The following is a 14858-nucleotide window of genomic DNA, read 5'->3' as shown; positions in this document are numbered from 1 at the left end:
TTCAGCTGCGAAAGCAGGGCTAGACTCGGGGGCATGCCTTCGAATGCCAGCGCAGCAGTTGACCACATCAAGGACCTGGGCGAGTACGTTTCGGCGTCTCCGTCGAGCTTCCACGCGGTGCATGAGGCTGCTCGGCTGCTGGACGCCGCAGGCTTCACCGCGTTGGATGAATTACAGCCCTGGGACGGCGGAGCAGGCAAGTGCTACATCATCCGTGACGGGGCGCTCATCGCTTGGGTGACCCCCGAAAACGCCGGCCCCACCACTGGTTTCAACATCCTCGGTGCACACACAGATTCGCCCTCGTTCAAACTCAAGCCGAAGCCGACCACCGGAAAATTCGGCTGGCTGCAGGCCGGGGTGGAGGTCTATGGCGGGCCTTTGCTTAACTCCTGGCTGGACCGTGAATTGCAGCTGGCAGGCCGATTGGTACTTCGTGACGGCACTCAGCACCTGACCGCGACGGGTCCACTCCTTCGCTTCCCGCAGCTTGCCATTCATTTGGACCGCGGCGTCAACGACAACGGTCTCCACCTGTCCAAGCAACAGCATATGAACCCTATCTTCGGCCAGGGCGACCCCGCCCGAGAGGACCTCTTGGGGCTGCTCGCCTCACGTGTGAAAGGCATCACCGTTGATGCTGCGGACATCGGTGGTTACGACGTCGTAGTGGCGGACACGCAGGCGCCGGCAGTTTTCGGGGCCAAGGGTGAGTTCTTCGCTTCAGGCCGCTTGGACAACCTTTCTTCCACGCACGCGGGCCTGGTGGCGCTGATAGCGCATGCGTCCTCTGTGCCGACAACGGGTCCCATCGCGGTCCTGGCGGCGTTCGATCATGAGGAGATCGGCTCCAACTCGCGCTCCGGTGCCTGTGGACCCATCCTCGAGGACGTTTTGGTGCGCATCTCGGACGGCCTGGGTGCGTCGGTGAGTCAAAGGCGGCAGGCCATGGCGGCGTCGTTCTGTGTTTCTGCGGACGCCGGCCACGCCGTCCACCCGAACTATGTGGAGAAGCACGATCCCGCGAACAGGCCGGTGCTGAACGGGGGCCCGCTGCTCAAAATCAATGCCAACCAGCGTTACGCGACCGACGCTACGGGTGCGGCTTTGTGGGCCCGTCTCTGCCATGAGTCCGGCGTTCCGTATCAAGAGTACGTTTCCAACAACGATCTCCCGTGTGGTTCCACCATCGGGCCCCTGACTGCTACCCGCCTCGGCATCCGAACGGTGGACGTGGGTATCCCGCTGCTGTCCATGCACTCTGCGCGGGAGCTGTGCGGCGTAGAGGACGCGAAGAGTCTGGCGACTGTAGCTGAGCAGTTCTTCCGGGCAGCGGTCTAGGCAGAAGCCTAAAGCAGTCATTTCAGGGGTATTACAAAAGTTTCCTATAGGAAACTTTGGATTCCTCAGGGTTTACATTTTGTGCGCCCCTCTCTTTTCATCATGCGCAATTTGTTCAGCTGCACAGGATGCGCATCGGTGTAGGAGGTTAACGTGAATTAGTCATGTGGCCCGTGGCACACCACTGCGGCCAACCTCAAAAACCTAAAAGGACGGCGCCGATCCATGCACGCTGACCAACAGCTTTCAAAGTCCCTAAAACCCAGACACTTGTCCATGATCGCCATCGCCGGCGTCATCGGGGCAGGCCTGTTCGTTGGGTCCGGGGCCGCTATCCAGCAGGCGGGACCGGGCATCCTGGTGGCCTACCTTGCTGCCGGCCTCGTGGTCATCCTCGTCATGCGCATGCTTGGTGAGATGGCTGCAGCCAACCCTGAGACCGGTTCGTTCTCCACCTATGCTGACAAGGCGTTGGGCCGTTGGGCCGGATTCAGCATTGGCTGGCTCTACGCCTGGTTCTGGATCATCGTGCTCGGCATCGAAGCCACTGCCGGTGCGGCCATCATGCATCGCTGGGTGCCGGGCGTTGACCAATGGGTCTGGGCGCTCATTCTCATGGTGCTCCTCACGCTGACCAACCTCGGCTCGGTGAAGTCCTACGGCGAGTTCGAATTCTGGTTCGCGTCCATCAAGGTAGCGGCAATCGTCATCTTCCTGCTGGCCGGAATCGTCGCCATCCTCGGCTTCATGCCGGGCGTCTCAGCGCCGGGCGTAGCCAATCTGCTGGAGCAGGGCGGCTTCATGCCCAACGGTCCCGGCGCTGTCCTCGCGGGCATCCTCGTGGTGGTGTTCTCCTTCTTCGGCGCGGAGATCGCAACCATTGCTGCCGGTGAATCCGAGAACCCGGTGGACGCCGTCAAGAAGGCCGTGAAGTCCACTGTGTGGCGCATCCTGATCTTCTACATCGGCTCCATTGCCATCGTGGTGACCTTGCTGCCCTGGAATGACGCCTCCGTCGCCAAGAGCCCGTACGTTGCTGTCATCGAGCTCTACGGAATCCCGGGTGCCGGGACCATCATGGACATTGTTGTCCTAACGTCGGTGCTCTCCTGCCTGAACTCGGGCCTGTACACCGCCAGCCGCATGCTGTTCTCGCTCTCGCAGCGCGGCGACGCTCCCAAGTCCTGGATGAAGATCTCCAAGCGTGGCGTGCCTGCCGCGGCAGTGCTCGCTTCCACCGTGGTTGGATTCCTCACCGTCGGAGCGAACTACATTGCCCCGAACTCGGTGTTCCTGTTCCTCGTGAACACGTCAGGTGCCATCGCGTTGTTCGTCTGGCTGGTCATCGCGACCTCGCAGCTCATCCTGCGCAGGCGAATGGGCGCGGCAGCCAAGGATCTCGACCTCAAGATGTGGTTCTTCCCGTACCTCACGTGGATTGCGATTGGCGCCATCGTGGCACTCATCATCGGTATGGTCATCATCGAATCCACCCGTGAATCGCTGTTCCTATCGCTGGCCCTGGCTGCCGTTGTGGTGGGCATCGGCGTGCTTCGCTACCGCAATAAGGGCAACACGCCCGCCACTCCGGTGCTTGGCGGGGAAGCCGAGCGCGCCAAGATCGGTTCCTGACCGCCGTCGCCTTTTCTGCAACAGGACAGCCGCCGTCAATGCTCGACGGCGGCTGTCCCGTTTCGCTTTATTGTTCGGCTTGGTCGTTGCGTTTCTTGTCGGCCTGCAGAATGCCGTCACGTACGCCCGCACGGATCACAAAGTACAAGAAATAGAGGGCGATCGCGGAGAAGACAACCGTCAGGACCAGGGCGTTCAGGGGTGTGGCATCCATGGCCCCAACCCTAGTGGGACTCTATCCCGGCGACAGGAATCCACGGATTGCCGTTCTTCGTGTTAGTGTTTTTGACGCTGTCAAGGAGAATAACGAAACACGTTCTCCTGATCACCTTGCGCGGGTGGCGGAATGGCAGACGCGCTAGCTTGAGGTGCTAGTCCTCGAAAGGGGGTGGGGGTTCAAGTCCCCCTCCGCGCACACGAATAAACGGGAGAGCCGCCTGCGATGCAGGGGGCTCTCCCGTTTCACGAGGTGGACACTCCGCGCGCCACCCGTAGGACATCCAGCTTCCCGGCGTGAGCGTCCTCCCGACCACAGGTTCACTGCCCGGGTGCCGGCGCCCAGGTGGATGTGAACGCACCCCACATCAGGGGGGAATGCGCCATGGATCCGGTAGCCGCCCAGCGCTCGGCTTGGCCGCGCTGCCACGCGCCCAGCGCCTCGATGGGCTCCGGCTGCTCTTGAGCGTGATCAATCGATGAGACGGTCGAAGCGAAAACCGGCTCATCAATCCCCGCTACGGCGGATAGGCCGTCGTCTGTGGGAAGGGTCCAGCGGGTCGCTGTGACATGTTCGGCGCCCCGTCTGACCATGGCCGAGACAAGGCCCGCCGGTTCGGCGAACCGCTGGTCGCCGCCGGACTCGCACGCAATGAGCGCCACCCGCGCGGGCATCCGCCACGGCCCCTCGCCATTGGAGCCAAATGCCAGGTCGGAGGCGGCCAGCGGGCGATGCGCGCCGATGGGCTCGGCACGTCCCGGTATGTCAGCGCCGTCTGACAGGTGCAGCCGCACGTCGAGGCCGTGCCGGGCGCTCGACACGTGGCCGACGTACAACAGCCGGACGGCATTTTCCAGCTGACTGCGCAGACCACCACGGTTGATCGTCCCGCCGATCGCCGGTTCGGTACCCCGACGCCGCTCGCCGAGTCTCCGGATCACCTCCACCACCGGGGAGTCTGCCCCCTCGCGGAGGACCCGGCCGAGCACGCCCCCGGGTACCTTTGGGTCGAGTACAGCGACCACGACGCCGGCGGGGTCGTATGCCGAGACTTTCCGTCCGATTGCGTTGCGCACGCCCGCCGGCGGCAGCATCGACACGTCTGCTTCATGCACCATCCGGCGCCCCTCGTCCACCAGGAGCGCCTCCCACGGCACCCGGCCAAGCGACGGCGAGACCTGGACCCGAAGGTGGGGGCGGAGGCCGCGCTCGAGCAGGTGGTTGACCTCGGCGGCGAGTGCGAACGGGATCAGCGTCTGTGCCAGCTTGGAAGACAGTGCAGCTTCCCGCTCAGGATCGCCGAGCGGGCCGGCGAAGGCGCGCTGCAGGGCACTCCGTACATCCTCACCCCCTGCCGGCGATGGAACGGCGTCATCGAGCTCATCGAGCGCCGGCTGCACAAGCTCCCGTGGCATGGCGATAGCCCGTGGTTGGCTTGGGGCGTGCTCCCAGCGCCAGGTGAGGTAGAGGCTGCCGGCGTCGACGAATTTCAGCTGCACGCGCGGCTGCCCCTCAAAATCGGCACGCACCACGCTGAGGTCTGGCTGTGGTTCCCGGTTTCTTTCCATCGCACTCACCACGCGTCGATCACGTCGTCCGAACGGATCCGGAGCCGGTAACGCCTTTCGGCCTCCGCAATCCAGAGGTGGAACTCAGCACTCCCATCGGGTAGCCCACGCAGCCGCGGTGGGAGGCTGAGTTCGAGGCCACCCGGCTCTGCGGGCGGTGTGGCGTTGAGAGCTGCTCCGGAGCCCGCAGCGAGTGCGAAGTCCGGGCCGAACGGTGACTGCGCCTGTGCGAGCAGAGGAAGGCTCTTCTGATCCGCCGTCGTGCCGCCGGCTTCAAGAGTCGACGATGACGCTGCGAACTCGATTAGTTCGATTGCGAGCCGGGTGTGCTGCATCGCTGTGATGATCTGCAACGCAATGGAGAGCGCAACCGACGCAACTTCCGTCACCCAGCGCTCCCGGACGGGACCTGGCGCGAATTTCGCGCGCATCGCGTCGGTTGCCAGAGCCGCCGGCAGGGCCAGATTCAGTGCGACGTCAAGACGGCGCTGCTTCTCGGATGCACGGATCGCAGCGGAGGCTGCCGCATAGGCGATTCCCGCCCGGCGCACATCGATGCGTGCGAGCTCATGCATTGACCCCTGTGCCTCACAAAGAGTGCGGGCCTGAAGGTAGGACTTGTCGCTGTCATAGAAGCGCATCCCTCCTGCGTGGATGTCGCCGAGCAGCAGGTGAGTCTCGATCTGGGCCGCGATGGCGCCCTGCGCTATGAAATTGCTGAGTGCTTGCCGAGCGAGTTTACGTGCCGGGATGAGCTTCCCGTGGGCAAGAAGCACGGCGGCGCGTCCTACTAGGCATCCCGCGGCCCGCCGCGGGTCGCCTCCGCGCTGATACCCGTCTGCGGCAGCGGCAAAGTGCTCTTCGGCCGCAGCAATATCCCCTTGTTCGAGCAGCATCCTGGCGAGATTCTCGTCGGCCTGTGCTGCGGACGCCGGTTCCGTCGCTTGCAGTTCCCTCGCCAGCCGCATCTGATCGCGCGCCAGGGCTCGATCGCCTGTCCGGTGCGCGAGAGCGGCCAGCCCCGCGTACCCGAAAGACGCCACCCGGGGCTCGTGGGTGAGGGCTACCTCGATTGCGCGCCTAAACTCCGCATCAGCTTCCTGGAAGTGTTCCATGGACATCAGCGCGTTGGCGCGGGTGATGTGCAGCCCGAATCTCAGCAGCGCGGGGGTCTCTTCGTCGAAGGCCGACTCCGCTGCGGCGAGGTCTTCGCAGCCGCCGGCGTGGTCTCCGCGAAGTGCCTTGGTCTGGGCACGGTTGATCAGGCAGCCGATCCGCACGTCCACCGTGCGGCGCTCGGAGCCCAGCTCGGCCTCGGCCCTTTTGCACAGTTCGATTGCCTCTGTCGCCAGTGCGATCGATTTCTCCAGATCCGCCTTCGCCTCGGAGACTGCGGCCAGATTGGAGAGTGCGCGGGCACGGATGTCCAAGCCGGCGGCGTCCACATCATCCATGAGGGTCGCTTCGAGGATCCGGTGCGCTGCCGGTTCAGATGCCGTGGCGCCCCCGGATGCGTAGGCCGCGGTCATCTCGGCGAATATCGCGTCAAGATGCTGCCAGCGTTCGGAGCCGCCGCCCGGCCCGCGCAGTCCGAGTGGCTCGTAGACGCTCATGCGAGCACCGCAGCTTCGCGCTCGGCCACGGTGGTGACCGCGCTGCCCCCGCTGCCTTCGCCGCCTTCGCCTGCCTCGGTGAGTGCCCGGGCCAGTGCCCTCCGTGCTGCGTCGATGAGCGCTGCTGAGTCGACCCTCCAGCCATCGCCGTAGCCCGGCGAGGCGATGGTGAGCGTGCGCTCCTCGGGGCGCGTAAGCAGGATGCCCGCCGGTACCGTCGCCCGGCCGGAGAAGCTTGCCGCATTGGGCACGAGTTCGAGTGAGATACCGGCGAAATCGGCCGCGAGCGGTTGCGGCGCACTTTCCGATCCGCGTCCTGGAGCCCGCTCGACCGCCACTTCGAGAACGGTCGATCCCCCGATGAGGTGGATGCTCCAGCGTGCTTCCGCGGCCGCATCGGCCGTTCCTGGCGCCACGCGCGAGAGGTCCAGTGGAGCGGAGCCGGCCGCGATCGGCCGTGTCGAGTCCGTCCCGACGTCGGCGGCCTTCGTCGCACCCGCGGCGAGGGCGAATTCGCCCTGCGCGCCCTCGGATGCATCAGCGCGAATCGGATCGAGGCTGATACACCGGTCATCCGCACTCGATCGGATACGTTCGATGAGTCCCGGGACTACGCTTGGCAGCGATGGCGGCACCTCATTCTCGAGATACTCCGCGGCGCGCAAGCCCTTCCGCAGTTCGTCGTCAAGCCCGTTGGAGTCGTCCAGCAGATGTTCGAGCTCCACCACCTCGGCCGCCTCCTGCAGATGCAGCAGCCTTGTATCCAGAGCCGGTATGGCAGCACGGTGGGATGCCGGCCACCACGACCGCGCCCACCGACAGCGGGCCACCACTCTGGCCGACTCGAGCGCCGCACCCGGCACGGCCGCGAACGGACTCGAATCAACTGCGAGCAGCGCCGTGGTTACCTCCACCCCGTAGATCTGCCACGCCCATTCCGCGGCGAGAACCGGATCCCACACGATCGCTGCAGGGAGCGCTTCGCCAGTGGCGACATCCCAGACGAGGACGGCGCCGGCTGCCTCCAGGATGGCGCTGAACTCCGGCCGCGTTGCCGGGGTGCCCAGCACGAGCCCATCGTCCGTTCTGGTCACGCGCACTGTCATGCGGTCGCCTCCAAAATATTGAGGGCGATAGCGGCTTTCACCCGACTTCGGCGATCGAGGATCACCGAGCGCATGGCGCCGTCAATCAGCCGCCAAGCCTCGTCTCCGACCACTGGCTCGGCTCGCAGCTCACGTCCGTGCAGGCGTGCCCAAAGCCGTCGTATGACGGCCTCCCGGACGTGCGCGGTCTCAGTCGAGGGCTTAGCCAGTCTCAGCGCCCGATGCACGAATGGCTCGCGACGCCAGCGCGCGAGCAGACGCTCGCCCGCGTCCGTCCGTGCTTCCCACGCTGCTTCAGCGTCGTCCTCCGGTGCCAGAAGGCATGTGGCGAGGGAAGCTGCGAGGAGCAGCACCCGGCTCGACTCCTCGGCCAGCTGCCAGCCTCCGGCCGATCGTTGGATCTCCGCTGCCAGAAGATCCTTCACATCAGCGCCGCTGTAAGCGATCGCGGCATACGAGGCGAACAGGCGCTCCAGAATGGATCGGTCGAAGGGCGGCGGCAGCGCGGACTTCGATGCCGAGACGCCTGGTTCCGGCGGCTCCGGGAGGTCCAGATCGGTCAGGCCGAGGCGGCGCGCCCTGCCTTCGTACATCAGTGGCACGGCACTCGCCGATCCGGCCTCGGAGTTCACGAGTGTCCGGAATTCGTCAGCGGCACCGTGCTGTTGTGCACAGACATCGAGGAAGCGGATCACCCGATCCCGAGGGACGGCAGGCACCGGGCACTTGGTCGCGTCCCAAGCCCGTTCGACCGCGCGGCGCACCTCGCGGGCGACGCGTGGATCGGAGAGATGGGCGCGCAGATCGGCGAACGCCAGCCGCGAGCCGTCGTGGATCCCGGCCAAGGTGTGTGCGGCAACGCCGTCGGCATCCACACCTGGTCTGCCGTGGAGGCGCGCGAGTTCGTACGCCCGCTGGAAATAGAGTTCTTGCGGGTTCCCCTCCGTGATGCCCGCTCGACGCCGCTCTCTCTTCAACAGCAGGAACCATGACGCGGCTGCGGCCAGGTCCTGCCCGGCGGCACTGATAGCCGCCCGCAACCCTGCAGCGGCCTCATGGGAGAGCAGCGCAGGTGCCAGGTGCGGGTTCAGTGTTGGGCGTAGTACCAGTGGATCGATCACCAGCTTTACGGTGCGGGTCAGAGGTAACCCCGTGCGCCCGGTGAATGGTTCGACGCCCGCGAGCTCGGACCATGCGTCGGCGATAGCGAGGGTTCTCGGCACGCCGATTCCCGGGTGCCGGGAGGTTGACGCGACTATGCTCACGCTCACCACTGTATCGGCACACCGAAACCTGTGATCGGGAGGCAGAGGCGGCGCCCTATCGTCGCGTATGAAGGATGCAGGCCGGTCGATCGAGGAGGGCGCCATGCTCAGTACCATCAGCCAGGGTAGCGCCGCCGCCGCACCACGATCCCCGCGGCCTCGGCTCCTCCTCTTCGGCGGACCGCTCGCCTCACTGCTCCTCTTCTGCGGGCTGTTCTTCGGGCTCTCTTGGCTCGTGACGCCCGAACCCGAGGTCTCGGTGAGTGAGGCCGTCGCCGTGACCAAGCTGGAAGGCAGGGATGTGGTGGTCGCCGCATACTCCCGCAGTAGTTCGCGCGGCATGTTTCAGCTCATGTTCCAGCCCATGTTCCAGACGCGACTGGCAGCGGTAGACGCTGACACCGGTGAACACGTCTGGGACGTCCGGCTCGACGAGAGGGTCTCCAACGACGTACGCGTGCTCGCCGCAGGCAAGGGGCGGGTCTACGTCGCAGGCCGCGATGGGCTGTACATTCGCTCGCTCGCGGACGGATCTGCCGTTGCGCAGCCGGACTCCATCGACGGCCTCGGTGACGAGTATGTCCCGGAGCTGGGCGCGTACGACGTCGACACCCAGCGCGGTCATGTGGTGGCGATCGATCAGTCGGGCGAGCTGTGGCAGATTCCGATCGGAGAAGACGTAGCTGAGCCTGCGGATCAATCGACCACCAGCACCTGGGGCCCAGTGCTTGCCGATGATTTCAGGTTTGCCCTTGATCTTCCGGACTACGCAACCGCCGCTCGTGTCGATGCTGGCACCACCATCGCCAGCCAGCCCATCAGCACGGGCGCGCTCAAGGATCGGCTTGAGTTGAGCAGCGACTCGGGAGTTCAAACCCTCGCCGACATGGAGTTCTTCGAGGCTCGTTTCGTGCTCGACGGCGGGCGGAGTCAGGCCGCGGCCGAACGGGACCGCCCGGAGGACGGTATTACCGAGCTCGCCGCCGGCAGTGGTTCCGGTTACGTCATCGTGGTCTCCGCGACGAACGCTGCGGGCAGCGCTTACCGGGTGGACACGGTCGATCTCAGCACTGGTGCAGTGTTGGGCACGGCCGGACTCGAGGTGGGATACACGGTTGGCGGCGGTTACTCCGGAGAGAACCTGGTGGCGTTCGCCGTCGCATCGGCCGACCGTTCGCATGGGAAAGGCATCATCATGGTGGTGCCACCGGACGGTAGCATTCGCGCGTTCCCCATCGGCGCGACAAACTTCTTTGGCTGGCCGCTATGAAAGGGGTTCCAGTATGAGCCTTGTTGATCCGGATGCCGCCAGGCGCGAGCGTGCCCGGCAGCTGCCTACGCTACGCGAACTTATTCCGTGGGCGATTGCCTCATCCGTGGGTGGTGCTCTTCTCGCCTTTGGACTCACGGGTATGTCCGGTGCCGGTGAACCGGACTTCACGGAATCGCCCATGACCCGGTTCGCGGTGATGATGCCGCTCCTGCCCGTCGGCGGGATTCTGGTAGTGCTGTCCTGGGTCGCGTGGGTGAGCCGGGTTGCCCGCAACCCAACGCTCCCAGGTTGGGCAATCCCTTCAGCGCTGAGTTTGCTTGGAGCAGCGATCGGGGCATCGGCCGCCCGCTCCAGGAGTGAGCTGATCGGCGATCCTCGCGCTACTCTCACGGTGATGCTGCTGCTGGCGGGAGCTGTGCTGCTTGGCAGTTTGGGCGTTGTTTCGTGGGTCCGGCGACGGGCCCGCCTCCATAGTGCAGCTCAGATGATGCGCACTGGATCGCGGACCCTGGGGACCGTCACGAATCAGGGCTACACGCACTTTTCCGAGTCAAGCCGGATCCTGACGCAGGTGACATACTCGTTCGTGGATGGCGCAGGGGACCAGCGGTACGTGAAACGGGCAGCGATCATCGAGGCGGGCGATCCGATTGTCTACGGCGAAACCGTGGACGTCTGGTACGACCCGGGCGCGCCGGGAGACGAGAGTCGCGTCGTTGTGAAACGTCGGTCCCAAGTCTGAACTGACACACCCGGCAGACACTGTGGCTAGGCGCCCGGTCGCGGAGCAAACATGATCACGCCTACGCCCACTATGCAGATTGCGGCGCCGATAATGTCCCAGCGGTCCGGCCGGAAGCCGTCCATCAGCATTCCCCACGCCAGCGAACCCACAATGAACACGCCACCGTACGCGGCCAGAACGCGGCCAAAGTGGGCGTCGGGCTGGAAAGCGGCAAAGAATCCGTAGATCCCCAGGGCCAGGACGCCCAGTCCTGCCCACCACCAGGCCTTGCCTTCACGCAGGGCCTGCCAAATGAGCCAGGCCCCACCGATCTCCGCAACGGCGGCCAAGGCGAACAGGATGATGGACTTCAGGACGGTCATAGCGCTGCTTGTTCTCTCCCGAAGGGTTCGTAGCTCCGGGCGCCTTCGGTGATCTCCTTGTTGAGCTGGGTAAGGCGCTGGACGATTTCCCGAGGATCCTGGGCTACCGCCTTCGGCCAGCCGTAGCAGGCTGCAACTGCCTCGTCGAGCTGCTTGTGCAGCTTCTTGAGGTCTGCGTACGCGCCGTCGTCCACGAGGTTGTACAGCTTGGTCAGGCCGAACCCTTCCGCCGCGCAGATCTGCTGTCGGCGCTCGACGACGGCCCGGCTGAGTTCGGCGACAGCCTCGCGTTGCGTGGGGGTGACGGGGTCCGGCCAGGGGAAAGTCGTGAAGACAGAGGTTGGGGTGTAGCGGAGGTCGCCCTTCAGAGTGGAAGACCGGTGCCAGGCCCAGGCATCGTGGGTCTTGGAGAGGAGGACACCCATGGAGTAGTCGTCATCGAAAGCAAAGACGTTGGTGGCATTGCTTGCGAGGGTCTGTTGATCAGACCATGCAACGTCGAGTCTCTTGGCGTGTCCAGCTACTGCGGCATAGCGTGGCAGCCCCCTCAGAGCATCCCGCATGTCAACACGTGGGCGCCCAAAGAGCCACCATCGTTCACGGGTGCTTCGGTCATTGGTCTTATCCCGTTCGGGCTTCACATCCCGCCTCACGATGTCCAGCACAGCTTTGTACGGGAGGCATTTCTCAAGGGGCCGCAGTCCGAAGTCGATGGCCCATCGTGACGGGGATTGCGTAGGCGAATCCGTGATGTCACTTGCGGTGAGATAGGGGCGCACTACGTCGACGTTTGCTGCGTCAGCGGCCAAGAGGCTCCTGGCTGTGGACTCATCGATAATGAGCCCCTTCGCTTTGGGGCTCGGTCCTTCAAAGCAGCGCGACTTGTTGGCTGCCAGGGGTTGGGGCGTCCAAGCGAGAGGATCCTCGTCACGCAGCGAGGCGTTGATTGCCGTCGCCGGTGAGCCATCCAAAGTGAATTCGGCAGGCGTCAGGCTGGGGGATTTCACCCAGTTAACAATGCTCACGTGAACCTTGGCCTCGCCCGGCCACTTTTGGCTGGAGATGGCGTCGGTGATGATACCGCCGTTGGCCATAACGTACTCCAACGATGCCGAACGCCCGAGGTTCTGTGAGATGGAGTTGGTTCCTACCAACCCAGCGCGTTGTCCAGGTTTCAGCTGGTCCTGGGCCCTTCGGAACCAGTACACACACAAGTCCTTGATGCCAACCCCAAAGCGTTTTCCAAGCCACTCCAGATAGTCGTCACCCAATGAGCGTCGTAGCAATGAAGCGCCCAGGAATGGCGGGTTGCCTACAATCGCGTCCACCTCTGGCCACTCGGCGGCCAGAGCGTCAGCGCGGCGGATACTGGACATGTCCACCAAGGGCAGTGGATCTTCAGCGGCACCGTAGCGGTCGATCATCTGACGCTGCCCCATCCACAGTGTCAGGCGGGCTATGAGCACCGCGATGCCTTCGATGTCGATGCCGTGCAGGTTGTTCAGCGGGTAGTAGGGCAGCGGTCCGGATGGAGCCGGCATGCCCGTGGTGGCCGCCGTCGTCGTGATCCTCTCCTTGAGTTCCTGCTCAAGTCCGCGCATTTCGCGGTAGGCGACGTAGAGGAAGTTGCCGCAGCCGCAGCTGGGGTCCAGGACTTTGAAATCGCAGAGTTCGTCCAGCAGGGACACGCCGCCAGCGACGGAAGTGATGGCGTCGATTCGCTCACGCCACGGCCGGATGATGGTGGGCGTGACGATCTTCATGATGTCGGCCTCGTGCGTGTAGTGCGCGCCGAGCTCGGCACGCCTTTCCTCGCCCAGGACGCCTTCCATGAGGGAACCGAAGATAGTGGGGTCCACTTGACGCCAGTCGAACTCCGCTGCCTGGGACAGCATCCGCAGTTCGTCGACGGTGAGGTCCACCTCGGCTGGCTCCAGGAACAGGGAGCCGTTCACATAGCGGGTTCCGTGCAGTTCGCCCTTCCTGTGCTGATCGCCCTTTTGATTGAGGACCCGAAAGAGGAAGCCGATTTCCTTCGCGGAGTTCGGATCTTGTTCGCTCAGCAACCGCTTCACGATGGTCTGCAGGGGATAGCCATCCAACATTCCGAGGTCCTCAGCGAAGAGGCACCAGACTGTCTGCAGGGTAAAGCGTTGAATTTCGTCAATGGGGGCCGCACTGCGATCCGCCAGGGAAAAGTAGAGGGCGGCGATGTGCTTGGCGGCGTCCTTGGACATGGCTCGGTGGTGCTCGGCAAACACGGGATCCAAGGTGGTGTCCGCGAGGAACAGCAGAGAATCGTACTTGTCCGGAAGGTCAGCCAGGGGGACGGTGAGCCTGGGTTTGGTAGGGAAGCGTCCCGGCTCCCAGATTTCGAACACCTGGAAATTGCAGATGACCACGAAGCGGGCCGCCTGAATGTCCGCCGTGTCATCCGAGGATTCCTGCCAGTACCGGTGAATCTGGTCCCGGGCCGACTCCACTTTGACGCCGGGCTTCTTCATCTCCACGATCAGGTTCCCTGGCCAGTGGAGGTCCATAAACCCTGCGCTCGACTTGAAGTCTTCAAAGACCGCACCTGCAGTCTGGCGATTGGACCCGTAGCACTCGAAGAGCTCGTTGAGGAACGTTTGGGCTTCGCCCTTCTCGCTCCCGGAGTAGCTCCGCCACTTGGCTGCAAACTTTATGAGTGCTGCTCGAATCTCCTCGCCGCTGCGCGCCAAGTATTCCCCCTGTTTTTGATGGTCAGGCCTATCAGGCCAGTTTTGAGGTGGTTGCGCCTAGAGAAGTCGAAGCGCTTCCTGGCGATAGTAGGCATCTCGCATCAGGCGCTTACGAGTCTTTTCGAGGGACTCGATCGCTTCATCGAGTGCGAGCTTGGAGTTGACCTCCACCTCGTGCTTAGCGGCTTGGGCGCGCACCTTCTTGGCACGTGCCAGTGTGTGCTCGATGTTCAGGAGCACGTCCGAGACGCCATTCATGACAACCTCGTGTGCTGCCTCTTCGTCGGAACGGTGGGCACTTGCTGAATTGCTTGCCATGATTCCTCCGGAGGTGCTGGATGGGAGTCCTCGGACCGCTGAACCGGCGAGGGTACTGGTTTTCAAGGGTACTAGAACCAGTTCATCTGTGGTCGGGTTTTCCACAGTTGCCGCTGGGTATGGGCTCTGAACGGGTGGCAAGCACTCGGGTCATTCCGGGTTTATCCACATACGTAACCTGACCGGTTCCGGCCGACTACCCCGCCGAATAGCTTTGAGTGCAGGAGATGCACTAAGATATTGAAGTCTGTGTTACGCCCTCTTGCCGTGTTTTGCGGCCGGGGAGCGCCAACGCAGCATCGCAAATGAACCTCCTGTTACGGAAATACCGTAACCGCTTAGCCCAAAGGAGGTGGGTTCACATATGCGTCCTTACGAATTGATGGTAATCATCGACCCCGAGGTCGAAGAGCGTACCGTAGAGTCGTCGCTTCAGAAGTTCCTCAATGTCATCACCACCGATGGTGGAACCATCGAAAAGGTAGACATCTGGGGCCGTCGCCGTCTGGCGTACGACATCAAGAAGAAGTCCGAAGGTATCTACGCCGTGGTGAACTTCACCGCAGCACCGGCTACCGCCAAGGAACTTGATCGCCAGCTGTCTCTCAACGAGACGATCATGCGCACCAAGATCATCCGCCCTGAAGACCAGAAGGTCGTTGCTGAGTAATCAGCCCCTTCCAGATCTTTACCCC

13 protein-coding genes and 1 tRNA gene are annotated in these 14858 nt (G+C 63.7%); 6 read left to right on the top strand and 8 right to left on the bottom strand.

The genetic code is table 11. From position 1 onward, the window contains the following. The first annotated feature begins 33 nt into the window (after positions 1-33). Together AC6CH8_RS10690 and AC6CH8_RS10685 are read left to right on the top strand one after the other, a co-directional pair. Complete coding sequence (locus AC6CH8_RS10690) at positions 34-1341, top strand: M18 family aminopeptidase (protein WP_498190433.1); 1308 nt, start codon at positions 34-36, stop codon at positions 1339-1341. Between the two features lie 225 nt (positions 1342-1566). Continuing rightward, on the top strand, positions 1567-2973 hold the full coding sequence (locus AC6CH8_RS10685; RefSeq protein WP_017197270.1) for an amino acid permease: 1407 nt from the start codon (positions 1567-1569) through the stop codon (positions 2971-2973). Between the two features lie 67 nt (positions 2974-3040). Here AC6CH8_RS10685 and AC6CH8_RS10680 read toward each other — a convergent pair whose 3' ends face one another. Continuing rightward, entirely contained in the window at positions 3041-3187 is a 147-nt protein-coding gene (locus AC6CH8_RS10680) for a hypothetical protein (protein WP_179017997.1), read from the bottom strand. Positions 3188-3305: 118 nt separating this feature from the next. On the opposite strand from AC6CH8_RS10680, the gene AC6CH8_RS10675 reads away from it, so the two are divergent. Next, a tRNA-Leu gene (locus AC6CH8_RS10675) sits at positions 3306-3388 on the top strand. A 122-nt stretch (positions 3389-3510) separates the two neighbouring features. Here the strand turns inward: AC6CH8_RS10675 and AC6CH8_RS10670 are convergent. The 4 genes from AC6CH8_RS10670 to AC6CH8_RS10655 are packed head-to-tail and all read right to left on the bottom strand — an operon-like array spanning position 3511 to position 8742. Then, complete coding sequence (locus tag AC6CH8_RS10670; RefSeq protein ID WP_498190430.1) at positions 3511-4758, bottom strand: CHAT domain-containing protein; 1248 nt, start codon at positions 4756-4758, stop codon at positions 3511-3513. Positions 4759-4763: 5 nt separating this feature from the next. Beyond that, positions 4764-6371: a tetratricopeptide repeat protein gene (locus AC6CH8_RS10665; protein ID WP_498190428.1), complete on the bottom strand. Its 1608-nt coding sequence runs from the start codon at positions 6369-6371 to the stop codon at positions 4764-4766. After that, positions 6368-7477, bottom strand: a complete 1110-nt coding sequence (locus AC6CH8_RS10660; protein WP_498190426.1) for a hypothetical protein — start codon at positions 7475-7477, stop codon at positions 6368-6370. The genes AC6CH8_RS10665 and AC6CH8_RS10660 overlap by 4 nt, the downstream gene beginning before the upstream one ends. After that, complete coding sequence (locus AC6CH8_RS10655; RefSeq protein WP_498190424.1) at positions 7474-8742, bottom strand: hypothetical protein; 1269 nt, start codon at positions 8740-8742, stop codon at positions 7474-7476. Before AC6CH8_RS10655 ends, AC6CH8_RS10660 begins: the two co-directional genes overlap by 4 nt. Before the next feature lie 103 nt (positions 8743-8845). On the opposite strand from AC6CH8_RS10655, the gene AC6CH8_RS10650 reads away from it, so the two are divergent. Next, the gene (locus tag AC6CH8_RS10650; protein WP_498190422.1) at positions 8846-10012 is read left to right on the top strand and encodes a PA2928 family protein; all 1167 of its coding nucleotides are present in this window, start codon (positions 8846-8848) and stop codon (positions 10010-10012) included. A 13-nt stretch (positions 10013-10025) separates the two neighbouring features. Then, entirely contained in the window at positions 10026-10757 is a 732-nt protein-coding gene (locus AC6CH8_RS10645; RefSeq protein WP_498190421.1) for a hypothetical protein, read from the top strand. A gap of 26 nt (positions 10758-10783) precedes the next feature. Here AC6CH8_RS10645 and AC6CH8_RS10640 read toward each other — a convergent pair whose 3' ends face one another. From AC6CH8_RS10640 to AC6CH8_RS10630, 3 genes are read right to left on the bottom strand one after another with little or no spacing between them, the layout of a single operon-like run. Further along, positions 10784-11122, bottom strand: coding sequence for a YnfA family protein (locus AC6CH8_RS10640; protein ID WP_498190419.1), 339 nt, complete (start codon positions 11120-11122; stop codon positions 10784-10786). Beyond that, positions 11119-13845: a DNA methyltransferase gene (locus tag AC6CH8_RS10635; protein ID WP_498190417.1), complete on the bottom strand. Its 2727-nt coding sequence runs from the start codon at positions 13843-13845 to the stop codon at positions 11119-11121. The genes AC6CH8_RS10640 and AC6CH8_RS10635 overlap by 4 nt, the downstream gene beginning before the upstream one ends. 57 nt (positions 13846-13902) lie before the next feature. Beyond that, positions 13903-14163, bottom strand: a complete 261-nt coding sequence (locus AC6CH8_RS10630) for a hypothetical protein (protein ID WP_420179498.1) — start codon at positions 14161-14163, stop codon at positions 13903-13905. Positions 14164-14527: 364 nt separating this feature from the next. Between AC6CH8_RS10630 and rpsF the strand changes: the two genes are divergently transcribed. Beyond that, complete coding sequence (rpsF, locus tag AC6CH8_RS10625) at positions 14528-14833, top strand: 30S ribosomal protein S6 (RefSeq protein ID WP_011776755.1); 306 nt, start codon at positions 14528-14530, stop codon at positions 14831-14833. The last annotated feature ends 25 nt before the right edge of the window (positions 14834-14858 follow it).

The sequence above is a fragment of the Paenarthrobacter sp. GQ52 genome, from assembly GCF_059759005.1.
This window is presented reverse-complemented; position numbering and strand designations above follow the sequence as displayed.

Bases quoted from the DNA above. Each gene is read 5' to 3' on its own strand.
- AC6CH8_RS10690 (WP_498190433.1), top strand. From the start codon at position 34: ATGCCTTCGAATGCCAGCGCAGCAGTTGACCACATCAAGGACCTGGGC.
- AC6CH8_RS10660 (WP_498190426.1), bottom strand. From the start codon at position 7,477: ATGACAGTGCGCGTGACCAGAACGGACGATGGGCTCGTGCTGGGCACC.
- AC6CH8_RS10685 (WP_017197270.1), top strand. From the start codon at position 1,567: ATGCACGCTGACCAACAGCTTTCAAAGTCCCTAAAACCCAGACACTTG.
- AC6CH8_RS10650 (WP_498190422.1), top strand. From the start codon at position 8,846: ATGCTCAGTACCATCAGCCAGGGTAGCGCCGCCGCCGCACCACGATCC.
- AC6CH8_RS10670 (WP_498190430.1), bottom strand. From the start codon at position 4,758: ATGGAAAGAAACCGGGAACCACAGCCAGACCTCAGCGTGGTGCGTGCC.
- AC6CH8_RS10645 (WP_498190421.1), top strand. From the start codon at position 10,026: ATGAGCCTTGTTGATCCGGATGCCGCCAGGCGCGAGCGTGCCCGGCAG.
- rpsF (WP_011776755.1), top strand. From the start codon at position 14,528: ATGCGTCCTTACGAATTGATGGTAATCATCGACCCCGAGGTCGAAGAG.
- AC6CH8_RS10630 (WP_420179498.1), bottom strand. From the start codon at position 14,163: ATGGCAAGCAATTCAGCAAGTGCCCACCGTTCCGACGAAGAGGCAGCA.
- AC6CH8_RS10665 (WP_498190428.1), bottom strand. From the start codon at position 6,371: ATGAGCGTCTACGAGCCACTCGGACTGCGCGGGCCGGGCGGCGGCTCC.
- AC6CH8_RS10680 (WP_179017997.1), bottom strand. From the start codon at position 3,187: ATGGATGCCACACCCCTGAACGCCCTGGTCCTGACGGTTGTCTTCTCC.
- AC6CH8_RS10640 (WP_498190419.1), bottom strand. From the start codon at position 11,122: ATGACCGTCCTGAAGTCCATCATCCTGTTCGCCTTGGCCGCCGTTGCG.